Below are 14,227 nucleotides of genomic sequence, written 5' to 3' on the forward strand. Positions count from 1 at the left end.
AGAGATTCCATGCGTTTGATCCACACGTCGCTGTTCGCAGCCATTGCTGCACTGGGCCTGGCGGCCTGCAACCAGCAGCCGGCCGCGCCGCAGGCTGAAACCCCGCCGGCCGCACCGGCCGACGGCGCCACCACCGAACCGGCCGCAACGCCGGCGCCGGCCGCTGCAGCGGCCACCGATGCCACCGCCACCGCCGAACTGGCACCGACCCAGGGTAACGAGACCAAGGGCAGCGTCACCTTCAAGGTGGTTGACGGCAAGGTCCACGTGACCGGCCAGATCAGCGGCCTGAAGCCGGGCAGCGAGCACGGCTTCCACATCCACGAGAAGGGCGACTGCAGCGCCCCGGACGGCATGAGCGCCGGTGGCCACTTCAACCCGGGCAAGCAGGATCACGGCAGCGTGTCCGCTGATCCGCACCACGGTGGCGACATGCCCAACATCAAGGCCGACGACAAGGGCGTGGCCACCATCGACGGCCCGGTGTCGAGCACCGTCAACATCGGCAAGGGTGATGACTTCGACATCATCGGCCGTGGCCTGATCGTCCACGCCGACGCGGACGACTACAAGACCCAGCCGACCGGCAACGCCGGCGCGCGCCTGGCATGTGCGGTGATCCAGAAGGCCCCGTAAGGGCGCTTTTGCTGGAAACGGAAAACGCCGGTGCAAGCCGGCGTTTTTCTTTGCATCGCTTTCTGTAGAGCCGAGCCCATGCTCGGCTGTGCTTTCGGCGGCCTGAGCCGAGCATGGGCTCGGCTCTACAGCAATACGCACGGCGGTCGCGCCCCGGCGAAACGCAATTGCACGGTAGCGCCGGGCCATGCCCGGCGGCGCGCATCCGCAGATCAGCGCGCCAGCAGCTCGCGCGCGTCCTGCCCGGGCTCGCAGTGCACGAACAACACCGGCACGCCGTGCGCTTCCAGCACGGCGGCCATCTGCCGCTGGCGCATCAGGAACTGCTCGTAGATGCCCTTCAGGCGGTCGCAGTCGTTCTTGCCATGATCGTAGTGCGCGCACCAGCCGGCCGGGTCGAACAGCGCCATGCGTGCCTCGCCATGGGTATAGCGCAGCAGCGGCTCGGGCGCGGCATTGAGCCACTCGTCCTCGCCCGGGGCCATGATCGCCGTCTCGATCAGCGGCCACAGCGCGGCCAGGCCCTGGTTGTCGTACTGCATCGACATCATCGCGGCCAGATCATTCACGGTGAAATAGCGTGCGTGCTCGATGCGGGCACCAAAGGTGTTCTGCGCCATCAACGCGGTGTCGGCATGGGCCATGCCGTTGGCCAGCAGCGTATCTTCCAGCGCCTCGGCCACCGCATTGGTGGTGGCCACGTCACTGCCGGCCAGCAGGAACGGCACCACACGCAGGCCACCACCCACCAGGCTGGCATCGGCCTGGAACGGCAGCGGCACGTCACCCTGGGCGTCGGTACCGAACGCCAGCAGGCGCGGGCCCTGGTTGCGGCCTGGCGCACGCATCTGCAGTTCTTCCAGCCGGCGATGGATCGGCCAGCCCGGGCGCAGCACTTCGGCCGGGTCGAAATGGGCGGCGGCGAACACCAGGTCCAGCTCGGCCACCTGCGGCACCAGCTTGGACAGGTCGCGGCCGACGCGATCGGCCAGTTCACCGGCCTGTTCGGCGCTGAGTACCGCCTGGCGGGGGATTTCGCCGCCGGCCAGTTCCAGGGCCAGCACGCCAAGGGCATTCATCGCGGGGTCGGGTTTGCTCATGGTTCCACGGTTGGCCCATCACAGGGCGGCAGCTACACTTGGCTCCATTATGCCTGCTCCGCCGTGCAGGCCATGTTGCAGACACCCTCATCCATGCCAGGTATCTCCATGCCCAACGCTCGTCCCGTCGCCATCCTCGGTGGCGTCCGCATTCCGTTCTGCCGCCAGAACACCGCGTATTCGGATGTCGGCAACCTCGGCATGTCGGTCCGTACGCTGGGCGCGCTGGTCGAACGTTTCGGCCTGCACGGCCAGCAGCTGGGTGAAGTGGCGATGGGGGCGGTGATCAAGCACTCCAGCGACTGGAACCTGGGCCGCGAAGCCACGCTGTCCTCCGGCCTGTCGCCGCTGACCCCGGGCATCACCCTGCAGCGCGCCTGCGGTACTTCGCTGGACAGCATCATCACCGTCGCCAACAAGATCGCGCTGGGCCAGATCGAATCCGGCATCGGCGGTGGTTCGGACACCACCTCCGACGTGCCGATCGTCTACGGCAAGAAGCTGCGCGCGCGCCTGCTGGCCGCCAACCGTGCCAAGAGCACCGGCGACAAGATCCGTGCGCTCACCGCCGGCTTCAAGTTCTCCGAACTGAAGCCCGAGTTCCCGGGCGTGGCCGAGCCGCGCACCGGCAAGAGCATGGGTGACCATTGCGAGGACATGGCCAAGGAATGGAACATCTCGCGCGACTCGCAGGACGAGTGGGCGGTGTCGTCGCACAAGAAGCTGGCTGCCGCCTATGAGCGTGGCTTCTTCAACGACCTGATCGCACCGTTCCGTGGCGTCGAGCGCGACAACATCCTGCGCCCGGATACCTCGCTGGAAAAGCTCGCCACGCTGAAGCCGGCCTTCGACAAGGTCTCCGGCCGCGGCACCCTGACCGCAGCCAATTCCACCCCGCTCACCGATGGCGCTGCCGCGGTGCTGCTGGCCAGCGAGGAATGGGCCCGCGCACACGGCCACGAACCGCAGGCGTACCTGCGTGATGCCCACGTCTCGGCCGTTGATTTCGTGCATGGTGAAGGCCTGCTGATGGCACCGACCGTGGCTGTGCCGGAGATGCTCAAGCGCAATGGCCTGACCCTGCAGGACTTCGACATCTACGAGATCCACGAAGCCTTCGCCGCGCAGGTGCTGTGCACCCTGCGTGCGTGGGAGAGCGAGGATTACTGCCGCAACCGCCTGGGCCTGGATGCACCGATGGGCCGCATCGACCCGGACAAGATCAACCTGCTGGGTTCGTCGCTGGCCACCGGCCACCCGTTCGCTGCCACCGGCGCCCGCGTGATTGCTACGGCCGCCAAGCAGCTGGCCGAACGCGGCGGCGGTCGCGCGCTGGTGTCGATCTGCACCGCCGGCGGCATGGGCGTGGTGGCGATCGTCGAACGCTGATTGTTGCGACCGCACGCCAACCAAGGTTGGCGACTACCGGGTTCCACACATGAAAACGCCGCCCGATGGGCGGCGTTTTTTCTTGCTCTGGTGAGTGCCGACCGTTGGTCGGCACGCTTCATGGCAGCCGCGGATTACCGAATTCGTCGCGCTCTTCGTTGGCGTCATACACCGGCGGCTGCACCGTGATGGGCTGCTCTTCCACCGTGGCGCGTGCAGGTGCTTCAATGCCGCGCACCAGCTCCACGCTGTCCTCGCCGCGCTGCAGTCGCAGCGCATTGGCCAGGCATTGCGCGGCCAGCGCGTGCTCGCCACGCTGCGCGAACAGCTCACCCAGTGCTTCCCACGCAGGAGCACCAGCGCCGGTGGCGATGGCCTCATGCAGGAACGCATCGGCGGCATCCCACTGCTGCTGGGCCAGGGCCACGCGGCCCTGTGCCAGGCGCAGCGCGGCCGACTCGTCATGCACGTTGCGCCAGCGCGCCAGGTTGCTCTGGCGGGTGGCCAGGCGCTCGGCCGGCAGGCGCCCATACAGCGCCACCAGTTCGTCGTCCCAGCGATGGTCCAGGGCCTGTTCCAGCGCCAGCAGCGCCGGCTCGTCCCAGTTCAGGGCCACCGCGCGGCTGGCATACGCGCCGACCACGTCCGGGGTGGGGCGCAGCGCCTTCGGCGTGGCTTCCCACTGCGCGGCCAGCGCGTTGACGTCGGCCGCTTCCAGCAGCGCCTGTGCGGCCAGGCGTGCTTCCAGTTCGCTGTTGGCGTCGGCCGGCAGCACCTTGCTCTGGCGCAGTGCACCCAGCTGGCCATACGCCTCGTGGGCGCGGCCGGCCTGTGCCAGTGCTTCGGTGCGCAGCCACAGGCCGCGCGGCGGCAGCGGCTGGATCGCCGCCACGTCCAATGCGTTGATTGCATCCACCGGCAGATCGCGCGCCAGCAGCTGTTCGGCGCGCAGCAGCGCCTGCAGGGTGGCATCGCTTTCGCCCAGGCGCTGCAGCAGCGCTTCACCGGCGGGGCCGTCGGCACGCGCCTGCGCACTGCGCACGGCGTTGGCCAGCGCCACCGCGCTCACTTCCGGATCCTTGGCGGCGCCGTCCAGCAGCTTCTCGGCACGCTGCCACTGGCCGTGCTCATAGGCCTGCAGGCCGTCGATCAGGCGCACCCGGCCCTGCTTGCGGCGGTAGCGGCCCCAGGCGCGGAACGGTGCAGCGATCAGGCTCCACAGCAGCCACAGTACCAGCACCGCGATCACCGACAGCAGCGCCACCTTGGGCAGGTTGCTGTGGTAGTCGTAGCCGCCGTAGCGCAGGGTCACTTCGCCGAAGCGGTTGAGGTCATCGGCGCCGAGCCATTGCGCGGCAACCACGCCGATGGCCACGGCCAGCAACAGCACGACCAGGGATTGCAGGGGTTTCATGTGGGATTACCTCCGGTCGGTCTGGGTACGCAGCTGCTGCAGGGTGCTGCCAAGAACAGCGTTGCTGGCCTGCAGCGGAAGCTCGCGCAAGGCCTTCAGTTCAGCACGTTGCGCGCGCAGGGCCGGTGAATCCGGCCAGCGCCGTTGCGCCCAATGCTCCACGCGTGCCAGCGCAGTATCGCGGCCGGTGCGGTCGCCACGTTCGATCGCGGCGCGCGCCAAGGTCAGTTCCAGTTGCAGTGCATCGTCTGCATTGCGGCGCTCGGCGGCGGTCAGCGGACCGTTCTGGCGGCTGGGGCTGATGTCCACGAACGGGGCCAGCGTGGCCTGCCACCAGGTCTTGCCGGCGCCGGGCGCGCTGTCGCCTGTTACCTGCGAGGGCAGGCCCTGCAGGGCTTTGGCCAGGCTATCCAGGCGCTGCAGCGATTGCGCGCGCGGGCCGGCACCAAGGGAATCCAGTGCATCGCGCTCCTGCACCAGGGCCTGGCGCAGATTCAGGCCGTCGCTGTCGGGCAGATCGGCCAACGCGGTGGCGGCCTGTGCATACAGGCGGCGTGCGCCTTCCACGTCGTCGGCGTAGTTCAGTCGCTGTGCCGCCTGGGTCAACAGCAGCTCGGCCTCATCGCGCTGTACCGCCTGGCGGCCCTGGTTGGCGCTGTCGGCCAGCTTGGCCAGGTTCTCTTCCAGCAATGCACTGCGCTGCGAAAGGCCCAGCATCTCGTCGCGCAGCACGCGGTTGGTGGTCGCCGCATCCTGCAGGCGCTGGCTGGTCGCGCGCTGGTCGCGGCGCAATGCATCCAGTGTAGCCTGCAGGCCCTGCAGCTGCACGGCCGTGGTCTGTGCCTGCGCTTCCTGTTCGTGCTGTTGCTGTTGCCAGACGTACCAGCCGGCATAGCCGCCCACGCCAAGCACGACCACCCCGGCCAGCGGCAACAGCCAGCGCACAGGTTGACGGGGCGGGGAAACGGGCGGAGTCTCGTTCATGGGGCTTCCTTGTCGGCAACGTCGCCGGTCAGGTTCCGGCAGGCCGCGTTGTGCACAGCATCACTGTTGCCGACCACAGCGGCAAGCGTGACCCACGTCCCTGTTCAGGTCGCTGCCGGGACGGTGAGCGTGGCGTGTGCAGCGGCCACCAGTTGTGCCGTGGTGGGCCCGGCCGCGCGCACCACGCGTTGCAGCCCCAATGCGTGCGCCTGTTCGCCGAGCCGTTCGCTGGCCACGACCACGGTGGCCAGCGCCTGAAAGCGTTGCTGCAATGCCGGCGGAAGCTGCTGCCAGAAATGCAGCAACGCCTCACCACTGCTCACCGCCAGCACCCACGGCTGCGCTGAATGCGCCAATCGAGCCAATGTGCGGGGCGGCAGGCGCAGCAATCGGCGCTGGTAGACGTCGGCGCGTTCGATCGTGGCGCCCGCCGCCTGCAGTTGCGCGGCAATCAGGCCGCGCCCGCCAGGGGCGGTGACCAGGCCGATGCACAGGCCCTGTACATTGGCCAGCACCGGCATCGCGAGCAGCCCCTCGCTGTCCATCCGCTGCGGTGCATGCACCTCGGCGACGCCCTGCGCCCGCAGCGCGCGCGCGGTGCCTTCGCCCACGGTCAGCCACGGGCTGCGTTGTGCTTCGGCCAGTGGCAGCAGGGTGGCGGCCGCAGTAACGGCGGCCGGGCTGGTGAACACCACCCGATCGCAGTTCAGCGTGCGTTGCAGCTGACGCACCACTGGCGTGCCGTTCAGGCGCTGCAGACGCCAGGGCGGCAGGGCCACCACATGCCCGCCCAGCCCAGCAACGGCGCGGCGCAGCGCGGAATTCTGGCCCTGCGGTCGCAGCGAAATGAAGGTCCAGCCCGGCTCGGAACCGGCGGCGCCAGTGGGTATCGTATGGTCGGCCATTGCCTGCATTATGCGGGCCCTTCGTTGTCGTGGTCTCTGCTCCGATGTCCGTTGATGCTCTGACTTCCTCGCTGGCCGCCCTGCAGGACGTGCTGGACTGCATGCCGGCGGTCCGCGCCATGCAGATCCAGCTCGACGGCTATGCCGATGGCGTGCTGCGCATCACCGCGCCGCTGGCCGCCAACGTCAACGACAAGGGCAACGCCTTCGGTGGCAGCCTGGCCTCGGTGCTGACCCTGTCTGGCTGGGCGCTGGTCAGCCTGCGCCTGCGCCTGGCCGGCCACGATGCCGAGGTCTACGTGGCCGACAGCAACCTGCGCTACCTGGCGCCGGTCTACGAAGACCTGCACGCCCATGCCGAAGCGGCCGAGGTTACCGGCTGGGATGCTTTCCTGAACACCTTCCGGCAGCGCCGCAAGGCCCGCATCAGCATCATCGCCACCCAGCCCGGTGCCGATGGCAAGCCTGCCGCCGAGTTCAGCGGTCGCTTCGTTGCCTTCGCCAAAGGGTAGGATGGCAGGCTGACGTTCTGGGGAAACCACCGATGCGCCGCCTCATCCAGTTCCTGATGTGTTCCCTGCTGCTGGTCAGCGCCGTGGCGTCGGCCGACGACCTCAGCCGCAAGCAGCGCAAGCTGCTGGAAGAGACCCAGATCGCCTACGGCGCCACCATCCGCTGGGGCAGCATGGACGATGCGATCGGCTATCTGGACCCCAAGCTGCGCAAGGAAAAGCCGCCCACCGAGTTCGAGCTCAACCGCTACGCGCAGCTGCGCGTGTCGTCCTACCGCGAGCGCAGCAGCGCCTCGCTGGACGGTGGCCTGGTCGAGCGCCGGGTCGAAATCGGGGTGATCAACCAGAACACCCAGGCCGAACGCACCGTGGTGGTGGTCGAGCGCTGGCGCTGGGATGCCGAGGCCAAGCGCTGGTGGCAGACGGCCGGCCTGCCGGACCTGTGGAAGGGGCAGTGACGGGCCGCGTCCGGCTTGTGCGACAATCGGCGCCCGCTTAATCGACCCGTGACCTGAGTGAATTACGAAGAGTTGCTGGCCTTTGCAGGCCGAAACCCGATGCTGTCCGCGGCCCTGGTCGGCCTGACCGTGGCCATCATCGTCACCGAGATCCGCCGCCTGTTCCGGGGCTTCAAGGGCATCAAGCCCGCCGAACTGACCCAGCTGATGAACGCGGGCGGCACGGTGGTGGTCGACCTGTCGGCCAGCGGTGACTTCGAGAAGGGCCACATTGCCGGCAGCCGCAACGCCCAGGCCAGTGCCTTCGGCCCGGACAACAAGCTGGTGGCCAACGCCAAGCAGTCGCCGGTGGTGCTGGTGTGCCGCAGCGGCAACGCTTCGGAAACCGCCGCCAAGGCGCTGAAGAAGGCCGGTTTCGAGAAGGTCTACGTGCTCGACGGCGGCATTCCCGCCTGGCAGCAGGCCGAGCTGCCGCTGGTCAAGGGCCGCAACTGATTGCCGCAGGTGGCGGATCCGGCCTTGTATGGGCCTGATGCCGCCCCCATCGCAGTAATTCGACCATCGTTTTCATTGCATTCATTGGAGTTACTGGAAATGTCCGAAGAGATCACCAACGGCGCCGCTGCGCCGGTCGATGCCGCCACCGGCCCCGCTTTCACCGTCGAGAAGATCTACGTCAAGGACGTCTCCTTCGAGTCGCCGAACGCTCCGACCATCTTCAATGACCAGGTGCAGCCGGAGCTGCAGCTGAACCTGAACCAGCAGGTGCAGCGCCTGGGTGAGAACGCCTTCGAAGTCGTGCTGGCCGTGACCCTGACCTGCCAGGCCGGTGAGCGCACCGCCTACGTGGCCGAAGTGAAGCAGGCCGGCGTGTTCGGCCTGGTCGGCCTGGACCCGCAGTCGATCGACGTGCTGCTCGGCACCCAGTGCCCGAACATCCTGTTCCCGTACGTGCGCCAGCTGGTCAGCGACCTGATCCAGGCCGGCGGCTTCCCGCCGTTCTTCCTGCAGCCGATCAACTTCGAAGGCCTGTACGCAGAAACCCTGCGCCAGCGCCAGGAGCAGGGCGACGCACCGTCGCTGGCTGACTCCGAGCCGGCTGGCAACGCCTGATTCCTGCCGCGACGTCACGGATGAGCACTCCCGCTGACAAGATCGCCGTGCTTGGCGCCGGTTCCTGGGGAACCGCGCTGGCCAGCCTGCTCGCACGGCACGGTCACCCGACCGTGCTGTGGGGGCGCGACGCTGCCGTGGTCGAAGCCATCGACCAGCGCCACGAGAACCCGCGTTACCTGCCGGGCATCCCGTTGCCGGACAGCCTGCGTGCCACCACCGACCTGGCGTCGGCGGTGGAGGGCGCGGCCTGGATCCTGGTGGTGACCCCGTCGCACGCCTTCGGTGAAACCGTGCGTGCGCTGGCGCCGCTGCGCCCGGCCGGTGCCGGTGTGGCCTGGGCCACCAAGGGCTTCGAGCCCGGTTCGGGCCGCTTCCTGCATGAAGTAGCGCGCGAAGTGCTGGGTGAGGACGTGCCGCTGGCCGTGGTCACCGGCCCGTCGTTCGCCAAGGAAGTGACCCAGGGCCTGCCGACCGCGATCACCGTGCACGGCGACGTGCCCGAGTTCGCGCAGACGGTGGCCGAAGCGATGCATGGCCCAGCGTTCCGCGCCTACACCGGCGACGACATGGTCGGTGCCGAGCTGGGCGGTGCGATGAAGAACGTGCTGGCCGTTGCCACCGGCGTGGCCGATGGCATGCAGTTGGGCCTGAACGCTCGTGCCGGCCTGATCACGCGTGGCCTCAACGAGATGCTGCGCCTGGCCGCTGCCATCGGCGCCAAGCCGGAAACGCTGATGGGCCTGGCTGGCCTGGGCGATCTGGTGCTGACCTGCACCGGCGACCTGTCGCGCAACCGCCGCCTGGGCCTGGCCCTGGGCCGTGGCCAGACGCTGCAGGATGCCGTGCGCGAAATCGGCCAGGTTGTCGAGTCGGTGCAGACCGCCGACGAAGTGATGCGACAGGCACGCCGCCATGGCATCGACCTGCCGATTTCCGACCGCGTGCGCGCCGTGCTGCACGGCGAGCAGACGCCGGAAGAAGGCCTGCGCGCACTGCTGGCGCGGGAACAGAAACCGGAATACCCGGACACGCTGTTCAAGTGAATCGAAAACCCCGGCCACGCGCCGGGGTTTTCTGTGCGCGCCCCATCCACGCATAGCGTGGATCTAGGACGGAACCCGCTTCTGGTAGCTGCCAACCTTGGTTGGCGCCCGGTAGCGCCGGGCCATGCCCGGCGGCATTCATCACCGCGCGCGCGGCCGCGCGTTGCTGTTGTCCATGTCCGAGAAGATCACCCACGGCCCATCCCCCTCACGCTTCAGCGTCAGCGTGAACTTGCCGGTATCTCCCACGTTGTTGCCGTAGCTGTACGCACCGATGATGTAGCCCGTATTCCCCTCCACCGCATACGCCAACGCACGCAGCCGCAACGGACTGCTGCCCTGGCCGGCATACGCGGCCTCGATCGCGCTGCGGCCGCGCACCGGCGGCTGGTTGCTCTGCAGCACAAAGCCATCTTCGGCGAACAGCGCAGCCAGTACCTTGGCATCACCGGTGCGCCACGCCTGCTCGTAGTCGCGCAGTACGCGATCCAGTGGTGCGGGCAGGGGGGTATCGGGCAGGCGCGCAGACGTCGTGCCTTCTGCATCGTGGGAAATTGCCGGCGTTGCCAGCAGTAGGGCACTGCAGAAGATCATGGCGAGTGGTCTACGGCGCATGCGTCCGGCTCCAGGCGATGACGGGAAGCTGCGAACGCATCCTAGCGCGGTGCTGGTTAGAATCACGCGGCCGCAGATTCGGCGGATGCAGCGCAGATCAGACAAGGACACGGAATGAAGATGCGAATCACAGGGATGGCGATGATGGCCGCGCTGTTGGCAGCCTGCGGACAGGCACCGGAGAAGACTGGCGGGACTGCACCTGCTGCGGCGCCAGCGCCGACCACCGAAGCACCGGCCGCCACGGCCACCGTGGTCGAGAAGGAACCGTCCATCGAAGAAGGCGTGGACCCTGCGGTGTGGGACAACGAAGGCGAGCCGGAAGACCCGGCCGCCGGCGGCGAGCTCACCTGCGCGGACAATCCGCTGGCGACCCACTTCTTTACTCTGGTGGGCGGCAACACCGTGGATGACTGCGGCCGCAAGGACCCGAAGGTGCTGGCCGCGTTCGATGCGCTGATGAAGGGCACGCAGGACGCCGAATCCAGCGACAAGGACATTCCGTCGCTGCGCAAGCGCCTGTTGAGCGGACCCAGTGGCCCTGGCGAGCTGCTGGTGCTGCAGGGCGAGCCGTGGTGGTTCTACACCGCCTGCCAGGCCCACGATTGCCCCGGCACCGCGTTGGCGATGTTGTACTCGCCCGATCAGTCGAAGCTGGTCGGCCGTCTTACCGCGCGCTGCCGTGTGTGGTGGCTGGGCGAGCCGACGGCGGAACAGCGTGCGCAGATCGAACAGCGCCAGCCACTGCAGGATGCCGCGTTGAAGGAAGACAGCGTGCTCTGCGAGTGACGTGGCGCGCTCTGCAGCGCCGGGCCGTGCCCGGCGCTGCAGTGAGCGTTGTTCCCCGTATCACCCTTCCGGCCGCATGCGTGCGCTGACCTGTGCGGCCAGCGACAGACTGGCCATCATCAGGCCCTCCATCACGCGGTCGCCCACGTATTCCTCCTCGGGCCCGTTCTGGCGTACGCGCTCGGCAGCCAGCAGCATTTCCAGCGCCACGCGCAGCCCGGCCAACGCACAGTCCGCGTCGGCCAGCGCCATGCGGCGCCCTGGCATCTGATGACGTTCGGGCCAGGGCTGGCCGTCGGCGGCCGCGCCCTTGCCGATGCGGTCGAGCGTGGCGATGAAACCGTGCGGATCGTGCGGGTGCAGTGCTTCCGAGGGCGCGTCCGCGTTGGCGGGCACGTACTGCGCGCGCAGGCGGGAGGATTCGGGTGTGCTCATGGCAAGGGCTCCGTGCAGGACAGACGGTAACCGCCACATAGAGGTGGCGGGCGGAGACGTGGCTCGAAAACCGGGAGATCACGAACAAGACCGGCAGGCGCAAGGCCTCCACGCTCCGCCCGCCATAGCCGGCAGACGGAATGCCAGCCGGCGCCACGCGGGGTGACGCCGGCTGGCAAGCGCAAACAACGTTCGTGATCTAACGGGTTTTCGAGGCCCGGCCACCCATTTTCCGGCGGCCCACCATCTGTACCGCCGTCGCTGCGCAACGCCAATCAGAAGAGTTGCATTCAACGCTGGATCAAAGACGCTTTTGGCATTTTTGCATGCTGTTAAGCCGTCGCAGACGCAGGCGCCGCAACGTCCGTAGCGGCATGGGGAATATGCGACATGGGTCGAAGTTGATGACGTGGCGTACGGGCACTCCACCAGGCCGATGACGACAGTACGGGGCGAAGAACGTAAATCGACTTCGGCGCACTCCGGTGTGTCAGTGCTCTTCGCGTCTCTCGTACCAGGCTTGAGTACGGTTCACGAACCGCACCACAGACAACATGACCGGCACCTCGATCAGTACACCAACCACCGTCGCCAGCGCAGCCCCCGAATGCACGCCGAACAGTCCCACCGCGGTGGCTACCGCCAGTTCGAAGAAATTGCTGGCACCAATCAGTGCTGAAGGGCCGGCCACGCAATGCGCCACGCCCAGGCGACGATTGAGCAGGTAAGCCAGGCCGGAAGTGAAATAGACCTGGATCAGGATCGGCACCGCAATCAGTGCGATCACCAGCGGCTGCCTCACGATCTGCTGGCCCTGGAAGCCGAACAGCAGGACCAGTGTGAGCAGCAGCGCACACAGCGAGACGGGCCCAAGCTTGCGAAGCACCCGCTGCAACGCCGCCTCGCCACGATGCATCAGGATCCAGCGCCGCAGCAACGCAGCCACCAGCACCGGCGCCACGATGTAGAGGCCCACCGACAGCAGCAGCGTATCCCACGGCACGGTGATCGCCGACAGGCCGAGCAGCAGTGCAACCACCGGTGCGTAGGCAACCACCATGATCGCGTCGTTCAACGCCACCTGGCTCAGGGTGAAGTTGGCATCGCCACGGCACAGGTTGCTCCACACGAACACCATGGCGGTGCAGGGCGCGGCCGCCAGCAGGATCAGCCCGGCGATGTAGCTGTCGATCTGTGCTGCGGGCAACCAGTCGGCGAAGGCATGGCGCAGGAACAGCCAGCCCAGCAGCGCCATTGAGAACGGCTTCACCGCCCAGTTGATGAACAGCGTTACGCCGATGCCCTTCCAGTGCTGCTGCAACTGGCGCATCGCAGTGAAGTCGAACTTCAGCAGCATCGGGATGATCATCAGCCAGATCAGTACCGCAACCGGCAGGTTGACCTTGGCGATCTCTGCGGATGCCAGCGCGGCAAAAGCGCCGGGCAGGACGTGGCCCAGCAGGGTGCCAGCCGCAATGCACAGCACAACCCACAGCGTCAGGTGTCGCTCGAACAGGCTCATGGCAGTGGCACCGTCACTGCGCGCCGTCGGTCGGCAGCAGCCGGCCGATCCGGTCCAGCGCCTGCTGCAGCGCCGAGCGGTCGGACCACAACGATTCGGGCAGCGCGAGCAATGCACGCAGTCGCAGCTTCACGATGGCATGGGCCTGCGCGAATGCTGCGGCCTTGTCGGCATCGCTACCCGCGACGGCCGCCGGATCGGGCAGGCCCCAGTGGCTGCGGATGAAGTCACCGAACACCACCGGGCAGGCCTCCGCTGCGGCTGAATCGCATACGGTGATCACCAGGTCCATCGGGGCCGCGTCCACGAACTCATCCCACGATTTGCTGTGCAGCCCTTCAATGGGCATTCCTTCGGCCTGCAACTGGGCCAGCGCGAAGGGATTGATCTGGCCAGTGGGCTGGCTGCCCGCACTGAATGCGCTGAAGCGATCGCCGCCCCAGGCGCGCAGGGTGGCTTCAGCAAGCACGCTGCGGGCGCTGTTGCCGGTACAGAGGAAGAGGACCTTGCGGGTCATGTGGCTTCCATGGTCAGTGAGTGGCTTGGACATGCAAAGCGCGCTGGCCGGGCAAAGACGAGTGAACTCGGCAGAGCTGCGGATCGCCTCCGCTATCTGCGCGCGATCACATCCGGCATAGCCGTGCCGCGCGAACCACGTGCCTGCCGATGTTGTCAGCAGCACCAGTTCCCTGACCTGCATACGGCAGGCCACCTCTTCGGCCGCTGCCAGCAATGCGCGCCCAAGGCCGGTATTGCGTCGGTCATCAGACACCACCAGGGAGCGGAGCAGCGCCGAGGCGCCGAAAACCTGCAATCCAACGGCGCCCACGGGGACGCCGTCGAGGTCTGCGACGAAAAACACGACCTTGCTGCTTTCCAGATCGGCCACGGGTAACTGCGCCTGCTGCAGAAGGTCCCGGATGGAGGACAGGTCGTCGCGTGTGCCGGCACGAATCACGGGGTCTGGCTTCATCTCAGCACCTGCATGCCGGTTCGCTCACCGCGCACCGCTCGTCCGGCGAGCCCGCGCAGCAGTTGTGCGTCAGGTACTCGATCAAGCCGTTCATGGCATCGAAGTTGGCCCGATAGCAGACATGGCGGCCCTGGCTTTCACTCTCCACCAGCCCGGCCTGCACCAGCTCCTTCAGGTGGAAGCTGAGCGTGGCTGGGGGCACCTGCAGGGCCGTGGCGATGTCGCCCGCCATGCGCCCTGCCGGGCCAGCCTCCACCAGCAGGCGGAAGGCAGCCAGGCGGGTGGCATGACCGAGCGCAGTGAGGGCGGTGATTGCATTTAACGTTTCCATATTTC

General features: G+C 67.6%; 17 protein-coding genes and 1 pseudogene. 8 read left to right on the plus strand and 10 right to left on the minus strand.

Going from position 1 to position 14,227, the window contains the following annotated elements:
- Positions 1–9 precede the first annotated feature (9 nt).
- Entirely contained in the window at positions 10–636 is a 627-nt protein-coding gene (locus M1L61_RS00790; RefSeq protein WP_241874952.1) for a superoxide dismutase family protein, read from the plus strand.
- Positions 637–848: 212 nt separating this feature from the next.
- On the opposite strand, the gene M1L61_RS00795 is transcribed toward M1L61_RS00790, so the two are convergent.
- Positions 849–1,736 carry a hypothetical protein gene (locus tag M1L61_RS00795; RefSeq protein WP_248854192.1) on the minus strand — a complete coding sequence of 296 codons (888 nt, stop codon included), beginning with the start codon at positions 1,734–1,736 and terminating at the stop codon, positions 849–851.
- 93 nt (positions 1,737–1,829) lie between these two features.
- Here M1L61_RS00795 and M1L61_RS00800 point away from each other — a divergent pair, with 93 nt between their 5' ends.
- Positions 1,830–3,125, plus strand: a complete 1,296-nt coding sequence (locus M1L61_RS00800) for an acetyl-CoA C-acetyltransferase (protein ID WP_029550824.1) — start codon at positions 1,830–1,832, stop codon at positions 3,123–3,125.
- A 118-nt stretch (positions 3,126–3,243) separates the two neighbouring features.
- Here the strand turns inward: M1L61_RS00800 and M1L61_RS00805 are convergent, their stop codons facing one another.
- From M1L61_RS00805 to M1L61_RS00815, 3 genes are all read right to left on the minus strand, one after another.
- Positions 3,244–4,539 carry a heme biosynthesis HemY N-terminal domain-containing protein gene (locus M1L61_RS00805; RefSeq protein WP_049480461.1) on the minus strand — a complete coding sequence of 432 codons (1,296 nt, stop codon included), beginning with the start codon at positions 4,537–4,539 and terminating at the stop codon, positions 3,244–3,246.
- A gap of 6 nt (positions 4,540–4,545) precedes the next feature.
- Complete coding sequence (locus tag M1L61_RS00810) at positions 4,546–5,523, minus strand: uroporphyrinogen-III C-methyltransferase (RefSeq protein ID WP_197601950.1); 978 nt, start codon at positions 5,521–5,523, stop codon at positions 4,546–4,548.
- A gap of 104 nt (positions 5,524–5,627) precedes the next feature.
- A complete protein-coding gene (locus M1L61_RS00815) occupies positions 5,628–6,437 on the minus strand; it encodes a uroporphyrinogen-III synthase (RefSeq protein ID WP_197656727.1) in 810 nt (269 codons plus the stop codon).
- A gap of 35 nt (positions 6,438–6,472) precedes the next feature.
- Here M1L61_RS00815 and M1L61_RS00820 point away from each other — a divergent pair, with 35 nt between their 5' ends.
- The 5 genes from M1L61_RS00820 to M1L61_RS00840 all read left to right on the plus strand — a co-directional run bounded on the left by M1L61_RS00820 (position 6,473) and on the right by M1L61_RS00840 (position 9,557).
- Entirely contained in the window at positions 6,473–6,940 is a 468-nt protein-coding gene (locus tag M1L61_RS00820; RefSeq protein WP_043400743.1) for a YiiD C-terminal domain-containing protein, read from the plus strand.
- A gap of 32 nt (positions 6,941–6,972) precedes the next feature.
- Positions 6,973–7,398, plus strand: a complete 426-nt coding sequence (locus tag M1L61_RS00825) for a hypothetical protein (RefSeq protein WP_019338209.1) — start codon at positions 6,973–6,975, stop codon at positions 7,396–7,398.
- Positions 7,399–7,455: 57 nt separating this feature from the next.
- A complete protein-coding gene (locus M1L61_RS00830) occupies positions 7,456–7,893 on the plus strand; it encodes a rhodanese-like domain-containing protein (RefSeq protein WP_004153552.1) in 438 nt (145 codons plus the stop codon).
- A 99-nt stretch (positions 7,894–7,992) separates the two neighbouring features.
- Entirely contained in the window at positions 7,993–8,511 is a 519-nt protein-coding gene (secB, locus tag M1L61_RS00835) for a protein-export chaperone SecB (protein WP_004153553.1), read from the plus strand.
- A gap of 20 nt (positions 8,512–8,531) precedes the next feature.
- The gene (locus tag M1L61_RS00840; protein ID WP_010487166.1) at positions 8,532–9,557 is read left to right on the plus strand and encodes an NAD(P)H-dependent glycerol-3-phosphate dehydrogenase; all 1,026 of its coding nucleotides are present in this window, start codon (positions 8,532–8,534) and stop codon (positions 9,555–9,557) included.
- 141 nt (positions 9,558–9,698) lie between these two features.
- Here the strand turns inward: M1L61_RS00840 and M1L61_RS00845 are convergent, their stop codons facing one another.
- On the minus strand, positions 9,699–10,151 hold the full coding sequence (locus M1L61_RS00845) for a nuclear transport factor 2 family protein (protein WP_100443440.1): 453 nt from the start codon (positions 10,149–10,151) through the stop codon (positions 9,699–9,701).
- A gap of 135 nt (positions 10,152–10,286) precedes the next feature.
- Here M1L61_RS00845 and M1L61_RS00850 point away from each other — a divergent pair, with 135 nt between their 5' ends.
- A complete protein-coding gene (locus tag M1L61_RS00850) occupies positions 10,287–10,961 on the plus strand; it encodes an Ivy family c-type lysozyme inhibitor (RefSeq protein WP_019338210.1) in 675 nt (224 codons plus the stop codon).
- 60 nt (positions 10,962–11,021) lie between these two features.
- Here the strand turns inward: M1L61_RS00850 and M1L61_RS00855 are convergent, their stop codons facing one another.
- From M1L61_RS00855 to M1L61_RS00875, 5 genes and pseudogenes are all read right to left on the minus strand, one after another.
- On the minus strand, positions 11,022–11,396 hold the full coding sequence (locus tag M1L61_RS00855) for a hypothetical protein (protein WP_010487161.1): 375 nt from the start codon (positions 11,394–11,396) through the stop codon (positions 11,022–11,024).
- A gap of 490 nt (positions 11,397–11,886) precedes the next feature.
- Positions 11,887–12,918: an ACR3 family arsenite efflux transporter gene (gene arsB / locus M1L61_RS00860; RefSeq protein WP_248854193.1), complete on the minus strand. Its 1,032-nt coding sequence runs from the start codon at positions 12,916–12,918 to the stop codon at positions 11,887–11,889.
- A 13-nt stretch (positions 12,919–12,931) separates the two neighbouring features.
- Complete coding sequence (locus tag M1L61_RS00865; RefSeq protein ID WP_248854804.1) at positions 12,932–13,435, minus strand: arsenate reductase ArsC; 504 nt, start codon at positions 13,433–13,435, stop codon at positions 12,932–12,934.
- A gap of 36 nt (positions 13,436–13,471) precedes the next feature.
- A pseudogene (arsN2, locus tag M1L61_RS00870) lies at positions 13,472–13,891 on the minus strand (arsenic resistance N-acetyltransferase ArsN2); the annotation flags it as partial.
- A 1-nt stretch (position 13,892) separates the two neighbouring features.
- Positions 13,893–14,222, minus strand: a complete 330-nt coding sequence (locus M1L61_RS00875) for a metalloregulator ArsR/SmtB family transcription factor (RefSeq protein WP_010487154.1) — start codon at positions 14,220–14,222, stop codon at positions 13,893–13,895.
- Positions 14,223–14,227: the final 5 nt, after the last annotated feature.

Source organism: Stenotrophomonas sp. NY11291, assembly GCF_023277365.1.
In the GTDB taxonomy this organism is placed as follows: Bacteria; Pseudomonadota; Gammaproteobacteria; order Xanthomonadales; family Xanthomonadaceae; genus Stenotrophomonas; species Stenotrophomonas geniculata.